We start from the raw sequence: 12,620 nt of genomic DNA, 5'->3' as shown, positions 1-12,620 counted from the left end.
AGTCTCCTTGAGGTCCACCGATTACAAAACGACCAGTAGGATTGATGAAGAATTTTGTTTGCTCATCTAAGTAAGAAGCTGGAATAACCTCTTTGATAACCTTGTTAATGACATCATTGTGAATTTGTTCGTTGCTGACTTCTGGATCGTGCTGAGTTGAAATCACGACTGTGTCCACACGTACTGGACGGTCATTTTCATCATACTCAACTGTAACTTGCGATTTGGCATCTGGGCGAAGATAACTAATTTCCCCGGACTTACGAAGTTCTGCCAGACGACGAACCAATTTATGACTGAGTGAAATCGGCAAAGGCATGAGCTCTTCTGTTTCATCCACTGCAAATCCAAACATGAGCCCTTGGTCTCCAGCACCAATCAAGTCAAGTGGATCTTGGTCTGCATTTCCACGAACTTCCAAGGCTTCATTAACTCCTTGAGCAATATCAGGAGATTGTTCCACCAAAGATGGGTGTACTCCCACTGTCTCCGCAGAAAAACCATATTCTGTATTGGTGTAGCCAATCTCTGCGATAGTATCACGAACCACACGGTTAATATCCACATAGGCATTTGTAGAAATTTCACCAAAAACATGGACGGAACCAGTATATACAGCTGTCTCAGCAGCAACGTGCGCCTCTGGATCCTTAGCTAAAATAGCATCCAAAATCGCATCTGAAATTTGGTCTGCAATCTTATCCGGATGCCCCTCAGATACAGATTCAGACGTGAATAATTTACGTTCTGACATAAAAATGTCCCCCCTTAAAAATAGTGTTATAGAGTTACAAAGTACTGATAGGTATTTTTATTCTATAAGAGTTACGACGCAAAAGAAATAAAAACGATACTTTTTTATTTCTGAAGCTAGTAAGGCGCATAGGATGACCGCACTATAGCGGCAACCGTATGGAGCCGTCAGTCTTTGCGAATTACAAAGTACTGATAGGAAAACTCTTAGTGATAAATACCTACCATCTTATCGGGACTATATAACTTTATCATTATACCATTTTTTAGCGCAATTTGCAGTCTTTATTGTAGTGTTTCTGTTTAGATAGTTCGTTCTCATAAATAAAAAAAGTTGGAGCTCAGTACTCCAACTTTTTCTATTAAAATGTTTGGCGTTTTGCTTTACGCTCTGCGCGACCGCGAGCACGATTTTCAGCGCGCTTGGTTTTGCGGCGCTTTTCATCAACCGCCCATTGAATTTTCTTCTTATAACCTGGTTTGACTTTTTTCTTTTTCTTTTTAACCAAACCAATCATTTCGATATCAAGTTTATCTTGTTTTTTCTCACGGTTAGCACGACGATCACGGTCATAAGTATCTTGAAATTCCCCGTCTTTGACCATCTTAGGAGTAAACTTGATTCCCAATTTCTCCAACTCACGGATATCCGAGTCATCACTTGGCTGATAAAGAGTAATAGCTGTACCTGGTAGGCCATTTCGTCCAGTACGACCAACACGGTGCACGAAGAAAGACAAATCTTGCGGAATGGCATCATTGATGACATGGCTGACACCTTCAATATCAATCCCACGTGCTGCCAAATCTGTTGCGACAATATACTCAAAATCCAGATTTTTCACCTGGTTCATGATACGTTTGCGCTCACGAGGGGCAATATCCCCATGGATTTTTGCCACCTTCAAGCCTTGAGCAGTCAGATATGAATGCAATTCATCAGCACGCATTTTAGTGTTAACAAAAATCATTGCCAAATACGGTTGCATCAACTGAGTCAATTGGTAAATTTGAGCATTCTTATCTCGGCCCTTGGTCGAAATCAACCAATTATCAATGGTATCAGAAATGACCGTTTTGGTCTTGATTTTCTCCATAACAGGATTTGATAAGTATTTTTTCAAGAATGGTTGCAGTTTTTGTGGAATAGTCGCTGAGAAGACCATGAATTGCAGGTCTTTTGGAAGGCTTCCAGCAATCTTATCAACAGTTTCTAAGAATCCCATATCCAAGGTCATATCTGCCTCATCAACCACAAAGGTCTTAGCCTTGTGAATAGCTAGGTCACCAGACTTAACTAAGTCATAAATACGGCCAGGTGTTCCGATAACAATATGAGGCTGGTTACTTGCTAATTTTTCAATCTGGCGAGCCTTATCTGTACCACCCACATAATTAACCACACGAACTTCCACCTCTGAGTGGGCTGCAATCTGACGAGCTGCTTGGTAAATCTGAGTAGCCAACTCACGGCTCGGTGCAGTAATGACTGCCTGTACACTATCACTAGTTTCATCTAATTGCTGGAAAATCGGCAACAAGAAAGTATGAGTCTTACCCGAACCTGTTTTTGATTCACCGACTAGGTCACGACCTGCCAAAACAATAGGAATCAACTTATCTTGCACCTCTGTTGGAGTTGTAAATTTCAACTCCTCCAATGCTTCACTAATATATTTTTTAAATTGAAATTTCGTAAATGACATAATATCCTCGATTCTATCTATCTTATCAATTATACCATATTTTATTCCATTACAGTAGTCTCACTTATTTAGGCTATTTCCAGTAGCTTTTCTAGTCAGAAAAAAGCTGGAATGTTATAATTCCAACCTCTTTTCAGTCATTATTTCCAGTTCAAAATAGCATTCAAACCATAGTGATCACTAACCTGTGGACTCTTGTTACCATCAAATACGACATGTAATTTTTCCACCTCTAACTCTTTGGTAGTAAAAACATAGTCGATTCGAAGGGGTTCTGTGTTCCCCTTCCAGCCATCAATTTCTGGTGGAACAGTATAGCTACCGCTTTTCTCTTGAGCAACTTCAAATGCGTCTTGTAAGCCTAATGGACTAGATAAAATAGCTTGGTAACCTTCCTGACCAGCTGGGTTGTTGAAATCTCCAGCTAGTAAAAGTGGCTTGTTCAATTCTTTCAAGACAGCCTCAAATCGTGCCCATTCTTCTTGGAAACCTTTATCCCACCAAGAAAGGTGGACACTTGCAACTGCAAGCTCCTTACCATCAACTACAGTTTCAGCCAGGGCGACACGGCGAGTATGATAGTCTGTTGGATCATCCACATCTGAAACCAAAATTTCTCTTGCTTCAATAGGTGTTTTAGACAAGATAGCCACACCTTCATGATAGCGGTCATAACCAATATGGTTATAGGCCCAAGTCCAATAGTAATTTTTTCCTTGCTCTGACAACTTTTCAACCAAAAGTCTAACATAATGGTCTTGGTGAATAGGCTCAGCTGCTGGCAAAGCTTGATAAAGGTCATTAACCTCCACCTCTGGCGAAGTAATCTCCTGATTGATTTCTTGGAAACAAATCAAATCATAATCTTTATCAAGAATATCTTCAAGCAAGAGCTGGAATTTTTCCTCAGCTTCTTTTTCCATCCAGCTATGAGTATTGAGTGTTAAAAATTTCATGCTTTTCTCCCAAAACAAGAGGTTGGAAAACAGCTTCCAACCTCAAGTATATTACAATTCTACTTTAGCAACTGCTGTTTTAGCTGCAAGAGAACCTGTTTGTTCTAATTTAACTGATTTAATAACATCACCATTTGTGAAGACAACTACTGTTGAAGTTTCACGTCCTGCTGCACGGATAGCATCCAAGTCAGCTGTGACAAGTAAGTCACCTGCTGCAACTTTTTGTCCTTCTGCTACATGAACTGTAAATGGTTTTCCTTCAAGACTTACTGTGTCCAAACCAATGTGAACAAGTACTTCAAGACCTGCTTCAGTCACAAGACCAAGAGCATGTTTTGTTGGGAAGATGCTTGATACAGTACCTGAAACTGGAGATACAATGTTTCCATTTGCTGGTTCTACTGCAAATCCATCACCCATCATTTTTTGAGCAAATACTGGATCTTTTACTTGTTCCAAGGCAACAACTTGACCGTCTGCTACTGAGTAAACTTCCTCTGTTACACCTTTGTAGTGTACAGTGTTTTGTTGCGCTTCTGTCATTTGACTTGGAAGAGTTTCAGGAATGATTTCACCTGAATCAAGGATATCTTGGATATCAGATTTCAATACGTCTGCTTTTGGACCGTAGATAGCTTGAACTCCTTGTCCTTTCATGACAAGACCCATAGCTCCTTCTGCTTTCCATTGTTCTGCATCACCGACTTTGTCAGCGTCTTTTACAGTTACACGAAGGCGAGTCATACATGCGTCTACATCGACGATGTTAGCACGTCCACCAAGAAGGTTGATAATGTTTACAGCTTGAGAACCTGCTGCAACTTTCACTTCGCTGCTAGCTTCTTCTGAACCTTCAGCAGTTTCGTAGTTTCCGTTACGTCCTGGAGTTGCGTAGTTGAATTTTTGAATCATGAAGTTTGCGATAAAGTACATGATTACAGCAAAGAGAACAGTTACCCAGATAAAGTTAACGATATCCATACCAATACCAGCATTAATTGCTAGTGGTGTACGAGTCAAGAATTCAATTGAACCGAATGAGTGGACACGTAGGTTTACTACGTCAGCCATAGCGAAGGCAGCACCTTGAACAAGTGAGTAAACAAGATACATAGGTGTTGCGACGAACATGAACATGTATTCGATTGGTTCAGTAACCCCTGTCAAGAATGTTGCAAGAGCTGTTGCAATCATCATACCTTTGTATTTGTGTTTCTTGTCTGCATCAACATTACGGTAGATAGCCACAATCACACCCATCAAGATACCGAATGAACCGATCATTTGTCCAACTTTGAAACGAGCTGGGTGAACAGTATCTAACAATTGTTGGTAATGACTTGCATCTGTACCTTTAAGGTTAACAAGGTCTGTTACCCATGCAAGCCATAGTGGGTCTTGACCAAATACTTGGCTACCTTTTGCTGCACCAGTTAAGACCTCATAAGTACCACCAAGAGCTGTGTAGTTCATTGGGATAGTCAACATGTGGTGAAGACCAAATGGTAAGAGCAAACGTTCCAATGTACCATACAAGAATGGTGCAAGGATTGGAGCAGTTTCTTGTGAGTTAGCAATCCAGATACCAAAGCTATTGATACCAGTTTGCACAAGTGGCCAGAAAGCTGAAAGTACAATTGCAGCAATTATTGAACGAAGAATAACTACAAACGGTACAAAACGTTTTCCGTTAAAGAATGAAAGTGCATCAGGAAGCTTACGGAAGTTATAGTATTTATTGTAAGCAGTTGCTCCAATAAAACCAGAAATAATCCCTACGAAGACACCCATGTTCAATGCTGGGGCTTCCATAACACTAATGAAGTAATCAGCAACTTTGATTTGCCCACCCAATAGTGTTGAAACCATAGCATCTGGATTTTTCAACATATCGCCTGATACGCCAAAGATTGTACCAGTGATACGGTTAATCAAGATGAAGGCAAGACCAGCGGCGAAAGCACCACCAGCACGTTCTTTAGCCCAGCTACCTCCAATGGCTAGGGCGAACAAGATATGAAGGTTAACGATAACCCCCCAACCGATTTGTTCTAGTACACCACCAGTAATAACAAGTGGTGCAAAGGTTGGGTTAATCATCACGATAGACTTACCGATTGAAATCATCAAACCAGCAGCCGGCATAACCGCGATAACCACCATCAAAGCCTTACCGAATTTTTGCCAAAACTCGAAAGACAAGACATTTTTGAATGTATCTTTCATCATTCAAATCTCCTTTATTTTTATTTAGGCAAACGTTTTACGAAAACGTTTGCACTTAACTATGTATTAATTATACCACTTTAATTTTTTTTGTAAAGGCTTTTATAAAAAAAAGTAGACTTTTTTCTAAAATTTTTGTAGTAAAAAAGGAGATATTAAAATCTCCTCATATATACTTCTGTTTTATTTTAGATTTTCAGGAATCGGCGCATTGAAATTCCTGATCCGATTGAACCGATAAAAATTCCAATCACAAATAATAGAGCAATCATCAGTGGACTGAATATTTCTGGTGATATCATCGAAAGGTTCTGACCAACCAATGACTTATTAACCGATTGGTAAACCATTTTATAGACAATAAATACCAAAACTGACGGAAGTGTTGCTCCAAGCAAACCGATAAAGGCACCTTCAAGCAAGAAAGGTCCGCGGATATAACCGTTCTTAGCACCTACTAAACGCATAATTTGAATTTCACGGCTTCGTGAAATGATGGTGATACGTATAGTATTAGAAATCAAGAACACCGCAATGAAAATCAATAATCCAGCGATAACCAGTCCCCAGACACGAATAAATGAGGCTAACTTAAACAAGCGTTCTGTATTAGCACCACCATCTTGAACTTCTGATACACCTTCGATTTTTTTAGCCTCTTCTGCTACTGTCTTTACATCACTTGGTGTATTGGTATCAACGATATATGCATCATAGAGAGGATTGGCATCGCCTTCAAAGATTTTCCAGTTGTCCCCCATTGTTTCTGTCAACTTTTCATATTGTTCTTCTTTACTTGAAAACGTAACACTTTTAACGGTTGACATACCTTTCAAAGCATCATATACCTTATGGTAGTCGTTATTTGTAACAGTTTGACCTTCTTTTTCAATCGTCTCACTATTATCAGCTACGTCCTTACGAATGTATACCATTACTCGGACATTATTTTCAATATCTGTAGCTAGTTTAGCCGTATTAAAGATAACAGATGCAAATATTGCAACCAAGGTCAAAGTAATCATAACTGAACTGACAGCAGCTACTGTCATCCAGCCATTTCGTTTCAAACTTTTTAACGATTCAAATAAATGACGAAAAAATCTACTAATCATCGTATCCATATTCTCCTTTAGCTTCGTCACGAACGACACGGCCATTTTCAATGGCAATGACACGGTGGCGCAAGGTATTTACAATCTGACTGTTGTGGGTAGCCATCAAGACAGTTGTACCTTGGAGATTGATGCGTTCCAGCAAGTTCATAATTTCCCATGAATTATCTGGGTCCAAGTTTCCTGTTGGTTCGTCCGCAATCAATACTTTTGGATTGTTTACAATGGCACGTGCTATCGCAATACGTTGCTGTTCTCCCCCTGAAAGTTCATTTGGGAAAGAACGAACCTTATGCTTCAATCCAACCAAGTCTAAAACTTCCATAACACGTTTTTTGATATTACGGCGGCTCTCACCAATAACTTCCATTGCATAAGCAATATTTTCATAAACGGTTTTCTTTGGTAACAGTTTATAATCTTGGAAGACAACCCCAACACTACGACGTAGGAGAGGGACATCTTTCTTTTTAATTTTAACCAGATTAAAACCAGCAACAGTTAAGCTTCCTTTTTCGATTTTTACTTCGCGGTACAAAGCTCTAATAAATGTTGACTTCCCAGCTCCTGACGGACCTACGATATAGGCAAATTCCCCGGGTTCAACAGTGACTGAGACACCTCGCAAAGCAGTCGTTCCGTTGTCGTATTTTTTGACGACATCTCTCATTTCAATGATTGACATGTGAGTTCCTTTCTATCTTAGCTGATTCGCCACTTGAGGTAGGCATCAATAAAACCATCTAGGTCTCCATCCATAACCTTATCTACCTGCGCAACTTCAAAGCTAGTTCGATGATCTTTTACCATAGTATAAGGCGTGAAAACATAAGAACGGATTTGACTTCCCCATGTGATTTCCTTTTTCTCACCTTTGAGGGAATCAACTTCCGCAGCTTTCTTTTCTTGCTCCATTTGATAGAGCTTAGCCTGCAACATCTTCATGGCACGATCTCTATTTCCATACTGAGTACGATCGACCGTTGACTGGACAACAGTCCCAGTAGGAATATGTGTTAAACGTACACCTGTGGAAACCTTGTTGACATTTTGTCCACCAGCACCACCTGAACGGAAGGTGTCCATCTTGATATCATCTTCACGGATTTCCACTTCAATGGTATCATCCAATTCTGGCATTACTTCTACAGATGTGAAAGAGGTATGGCGACGTTTGGCAGAGTCAAATGGTGAAATTCGCACCAAACGGTGTACCCCCATTTCTGACTTGAGAAGACCATAGGCATTAGGTCCTTCAAATGATAAGGTTACTGACTTGATACCAGCTTCATCTCCTGCTTGGTAATCCAATACCTCCACTTTAAAGCCTTTGGCATTTCCATAGCGAGTGTACATACGAAGTAACATATCACCCCAGTCCTGAGCTTCAGTACCACCTGATCCTGGATGGATTTCCAAAATCGCATTATTATGGTCATAAGGTTCTGACAAGAGAAGGGTCATCTCATAGCTAGTCATCATTTTATCGAGTTCTGATAGCTGTGCAACCAATTCTTCATGCACTGACTCGTCTTCAGCTAAAAAGTCTAATAAAATTTCAACTTCATCCTGCAACTCTTCCATTTTGTGGAAGGTGTTGTAGGTGTTTTTTAATTCATTTAATTCTTGCGACGTTTTTTGAGCCGCGATATTATCGTTCCAAAAATCAGGTTCTGTCATCTTGTTTTCCAAGATGGCAATCTCTTCCTCTAAACCTTCGAGGTCAAAGAGACCCCCTGAAAGAAGCTAATTTTTCACGATTTGCGTCAATTTTCTGACGAATTTCTGAAATGTCCATAAATACTCCTTTTTTGTATCGTTTTATTATACCATAATCTATCATTTCTTTCCATCTTTTGCTCTAATGACTTTTTCTATCTTGATTATACAATCTAATTGCACAATAAAAACTCATAAAATTTTCTAGTAAAATAGAATTGAACGAACTAGTTACCAAAAAAAGTTTTATGAGCTACCATCATTCTACCATAGACAAGAGTGAAAGTATTCTCATTTACTGTACTCAAGGCCTAAATTTTTTCTCAAATTGCTAAGTTACCTCATCTTTATTAAACTAAATTATGAAATTCCCCAAGTGTTATATCCTTTATGCCTAACTTTCGGGGTACAGTCCAGTTCATACACATAGATCTTTTATCTCATAATCTCCCTGTTTCTTAATAGGGTATAAAAAATCGTCGTATGAATGTTCTGCATGTCAATTGTCGGCATAAATAGTTCGCTATTTTTACCTATTTAACAAAAGCCTTCGTAACCTAGTCCAATTATACCACAAAAAGAGAGCGTCTTTCGCTCCCTTTATTACTCCGGTAATTCTACCTTCAAGCTCATATCCGTCGGTTGCAATACCTTCTGAACTGCTGCAAGAAAGGCTAGTCCATTATCAGATGGAGAATACTGAAATGTGATATGGATGACTTTTTTATCAAAGTTATCGCCGTATCGTTCCACATACTGCTTGCTTTCAAGGAAGTAGATATAATTGTTGAGTTTTTCTTGAAGTTTCAAGAGATGTTCCTCTTCTAATGACTCAATCCATTTGTTTCCATCAATCAACAACAACTCTAGATGGTCATCTGAAACACCCATCGCATCGATGCTTGTAACGTCTAGTTCAATTTTCTCAACTGTTTTAATGGTTTCTACTACCTTAGGTGGATTGTAGTATTTTTCCTTGAATTCCTTAAGAATCTTCTCTACCTTTTCCACCTCATAAGACTTGAAAGAAGGGATTGATTTAATATTTCCAATTAATCGACTGTAATATCCACTAGTTTTTAACTCGTTAGGAAGTTTTTCTATTGTATCAAGTATAAGAGGAACTAATTTTCTTGTATCAATTTCAAAAGGAAGAGGTTTATATTCCGACAGAATGAAATCTTGAAGTAATAAATATTCTGTAACTTGCCATATTTTCTTTTCATCAATACTTAAAGAGAACTCTTTTAATATCTCAAATGTCCTTTTCTCTATATCTTTATCACCTTCTACATATAGAGGGAATAAACAATATTCCATCAACACCTGAATATCAGTGTATTCCGTTATCATTGAATTGCGTTGTTGAAAACGATACCTAATATCCTCTCCAAGAAATGCTTCTGCTTCTTTCCCTTCCTTCATTATTTCACGATAGTCTTTTACAAAATTTTGATAATCTTTAGGCTCTGGTATTTCAAATTTTTTCATTTATTTACTCCATTGGTTAATTCTAAAAATTCCTTCAACTTGCTCAATTATATTAGTGCCAGGTTTATAGACACGTGGATTTTTGATTTCATAGTATCCTTGACGTTCAATCGCAGATAGAAAATCATCGTAAGAATGCCCCTTCATATCAATTGACGGCATAAGTAGTTCGCTGTTTAAAACCGTTAAATAATCTTTTTAAAAATCTAGTCCCATTATACCACAAAAAGAGAGCGTCTTTCGCTCCCTTTATTACTCCGATAATTCTACTTTCAAACTCATATCCGTCGGTTGTAATACCTTCTGAACCGCTGCAAGAAAGGCTAGTCCATTATCAGATGGAGAATATTGGAAGGTAATATGGATGACTTTTTTGTCAAACTTATCACCATATCGTGCCACATACTGCTTGCTTTCGAGGAAGTAGATGTAGTTGTTAAGTTTTTCTTGAAGTTTCAAGAGATGCTCTTCTTCCAGAGACTCTATCCATTTGTTTTCATCAATCAACAACAACTCTAGATGGTCATCAGAGACCCCCATAGCATCGATGCTTGTAACGTCTAGTTCAATTTTCTCAACTGTTTTAATGGTTTCTACTACCTTTGGTGGATTGTAGTATTTTTCCTTGAATTCCTTAAGAATCTTCTCTACCTTTTCTTCATCACACTGCCTGTATAATGGACTACGGTCTAATACATTACATAGTCTTTCATAGGTATACGTATGTTTCTGCTCATCAGATAATTTTGAAATGCTTTCTATAATATTTCTTACCAATTCATCTGTTTCAATAACAAAGGGAAGGCTTGTATATTTCTTTACCCATCTACTTTGAATAGAAATATATTTCGTTACTTTCTTTAATCTCATTAAATCATTAGATAAACTAAACTCTTTCAAGATGTCAAAAGTTCTTTTAGCTATATCCTCATCACCTTCCACATACAGAGGGAATAAGCAATATTCCATCAATACTAAAATATCTGTGCTATCAAGTTCATAAGAATCCCTTTGCCATATACGATATTTTGGATTTGTACCTAAAAAAGCTTCCCCCTCTTTCCCTTCTCTCATCATATCACGATAAAAATTAACAAAAGATTCATATTCTTTAGGCTCTGGTATTTCAAATTTCTTCATTTATTTACTCCATTGGTTAATTCTAAAAATCCCTTCAACTGAAATAATTTCATTAGTGCCTGGTCTATAGACACGTGGATTTTTGATTTCATAATAGCCTTGGCGTTCAATCGCAGATAGAAAGTCATCATAAAAATGTCCCTTCATATCAATTGACGGCATAAGTAGTTCGCTCTCAGACATATGAATGTCAGAACCCGCCCAGGTTTTAGCACCTGGAATATTTAAGGATGATGAACCTGGCGTGTCCCCGTTTGGAAATTGTAGTAGACCTTCTTTATCCATATTTCTAACTAGCTCAGGACTGTATTCATATTGATAGATACCTGATTTATAAGTATTATCACTCACACCTTTGACTGTCGCAATCTCATGACCTGATTTAAGAGTCCCACTTTTATCATATAAGAGGGCAGAGTCTTCTACAATACTAGTCGCAAAGTTTCCTTGGCCAATCCCATCTTGGGTTACACGTCCTATAGAAGAAGCATCTTCATCAAAAACGAAGTTTTCTATACTATCTCCATTAACAACAGAAGAGGCTCCACCTTCTAAATAGGGCTTCTTAATAGCTTCTTTGTAGGTTTCTGGATAATCGTACTGTCTAGCCTCATACATCTTGTAAAAGGTTTCTTTATTTGGGACTGCCCCTTCTTTAACAGCACGTTCCGCATACATATCAAAAGAATCCTTGAAAGATGCCTGCTTCTCTGCTGTATTCCAACTTGTTTCCCTACTTGCAAGTTCATCGAATTTTGCAAAGGTTGATTTTTTGATTTCTGGTGACACATGTTCAATTGAAATATCCGATGTTTTTTGAGAGATAATCTCAATTCGAGTTCCTGGTTCAATTTTAGTGCCACCTGTAAAGCGACCTTTTCCTTCACCTACGATAGTACCGCCATGTTTTGATAGATTATCCAGAATATCTTGGCGTTTAATGGTTAAACCATCTTTTGCAGTTGTATAATCTTGAATACGAATTTTTCCAGTTTCATCTACACCGACTGCTTTTAATTGGATACGTTGAATTTCTCCTGTTGCATTACGTGTCTCAACGGTTATCCTAGTCTCGACATCTTTGAAATTTGTCTTGAAATCATCAATCTTTGTAGTTGAAAACTCTCTGTAGTTAGCAAAATTTTGTTCAGATACGTTATTTTTCAGTTTATTGAGACTAAACTTGCTGGCTGCTGAGGAGGTCACATAGCCTCCTACTATATTCCCGATAAAGTTTGCGGTTTGGGCGTCTTCCTCACTACCACCTAGGAGCTTAGTCCCATGATAGGCAACCTGACCCGCTGTATAGGCACCGGCTTCCCCTATCGCAAACTGGGTCAAGCCCTTGACAACGCTCTGAGTCTGCCCTATGGGAATCATGATAGCACTCGCCGTCACAAAGACATTCCCAACATCATGATACAGCTTGTCATTCCCCATGAAAAGCGTATCTCTGATGGGATTTCCTGCTTTAGTCTGAATATCCCCTGCATTCCCAAGTTTGATATCCT

Annotated in this window: 10 protein-coding genes and 1 pseudogene; all 11 read right to left on the bottom strand. The window is 38.6% G+C overall.

Annotated elements, in window-relative coordinates; all coding sequences use genetic code 11:
* Window positions 1-754 (bottom strand): methionine adenosyltransferase (metK, locus tag PAN06_RS10010; RefSeq protein WP_269796221.1); only part of this gene is annotated, 754 nt, incomplete at its 3' end.
* Window positions 755-1,115: 361 nt separating this feature from the next.
* Window positions 1,116-2,459 carry a DEAD/DEAH box helicase gene (locus PAN06_RS10005; RefSeq protein ID WP_120769997.1) on the bottom strand — a complete coding sequence of 448 codons (1,344 nt, stop codon included), beginning with the start codon at window positions 2,457-2,459 and terminating at the stop codon, window positions 1,116-1,118.
* Window positions 2,460-2,599: 140 nt separating this feature from the next.
* Window positions 2,600-3,415, bottom strand: coding sequence for an endonuclease/exonuclease/phosphatase family protein (locus PAN06_RS10000; RefSeq protein WP_269796220.1), 816 nt, complete (start codon window positions 3,413-3,415; stop codon window positions 2,600-2,602).
* Window positions 3,416-3,466: 51 nt separating this feature from the next.
* Entirely contained in the window at window positions 3,467-5,647 is a 2,181-nt protein-coding gene (locus tag PAN06_RS09995; RefSeq protein WP_269796219.1) for a PTS transporter subunit IIBC, read from the bottom strand.
* Between the two features lie 185 nt (window positions 5,648-5,832).
* On the bottom strand, window positions 5,833-6,759 hold the full coding sequence (gene ftsX / locus PAN06_RS09990; RefSeq protein WP_042751472.1) for a permease-like cell division protein FtsX: 927 nt from the start codon (window positions 6,757-6,759) through the stop codon (window positions 5,833-5,835).
* Entirely contained in the window at window positions 6,752-7,444 is a 693-nt protein-coding gene (ftsE, locus tag PAN06_RS09985) for a cell division ATP-binding protein FtsE (protein ID WP_004263501.1), read from the bottom strand. The genes ftsX and ftsE overlap by 8 nt, the downstream gene beginning before the upstream one ends.
* 17 nt (window positions 7,445-7,461) lie before the next feature.
* A protein-coding gene (gene prfB, locus PAN06_RS09980; RefSeq protein WP_125386088.1) for a peptide chain release factor 2 occupies window positions 7,462-8,557 on the bottom strand; the annotation gives its coding sequence in 2 pieces (ribosomal slippage) (window positions 7,462-8,484 and window positions 8,486-8,557; 1,095 coding nt in all).
* 524 nt (window positions 8,558-9,081) lie between these two features.
* Entirely contained in the window at window positions 9,082-9,969 is an 888-nt protein-coding gene (locus PAN06_RS09975; protein WP_265495975.1) for an NAD glycohydrolase inhibitor, read from the bottom strand.
* Complete coding sequence (locus tag PAN06_RS09970) at window positions 9,970-10,131, bottom strand: hypothetical protein (RefSeq protein WP_200872068.1); 162 nt, start codon at window positions 10,129-10,131, stop codon at window positions 9,970-9,972.
* Window positions 10,132-10,221: 90 nt separating this feature from the next.
* Window positions 10,222-11,109 carry an NAD glycohydrolase inhibitor gene (locus PAN06_RS09965; protein ID WP_269796218.1) on the bottom strand — a complete coding sequence of 296 codons (888 nt, stop codon included), beginning with the start codon at window positions 11,107-11,109 and terminating at the stop codon, window positions 10,222-10,224.
* Window positions 11,110-12,620, bottom strand: a pseudogene (locus tag PAN06_RS09960) (hypothetical protein); the annotation flags it as partial.

The organism is Streptococcus sp. SM3 (genome assembly GCF_027497875.1).
Note: the sequence above shows the minus strand (reverse complement) of the source record. Positions and strands in the feature narration are given on the sequence as shown.

Coding starts and splice junctions, on each gene's coding strand:
- PAN06_RS10005 (WP_120769997.1), bottom strand. CDS start 2,459: ATGTCATTTACGAAATTTCAATTTAAAAAATATATTAGTGAAGCATTG.
- PAN06_RS10000 (WP_269796220.1), bottom strand. CDS start 3,415: ATGAAATTTTTAACACTCAATACTCATAGCTGGATGGAAAAAGAAGCT.
- PAN06_RS09995 (WP_269796219.1), bottom strand. CDS start 5,647: ATGATGAAAGATACATTCAAAAATGTCTTGTCTTTCGAGTTTTGGCAA.
- ftsX (WP_042751472.1), bottom strand. CDS start 6,759: ATGATTAGTAGATTTTTTCGTCATTTATTTGAATCGTTAAAAAGTTTG.
- ftsE (WP_004263501.1), bottom strand. CDS start 7,444: ATGTCAATCATTGAAATGAGAGATGTCGTCAAAAAATACGACAACGGA.
- PAN06_RS09975 (WP_265495975.1), bottom strand. CDS start 9,969: ATGAAAAAATTTGAAATACCAGAGCCTAAAGATTATCAAAATTTTGTA.
- PAN06_RS09970 (WP_200872068.1), bottom strand. CDS start 10,131: ATGCCGTCAATTGATATGAAGGGGCATTCTTACGATGATTTTCTATCT.
- PAN06_RS09965 (WP_269796218.1), bottom strand. CDS start 11,109: ATGAAGAAATTTGAAATACCAGAGCCTAAAGAATATGAATCTTTTGTT.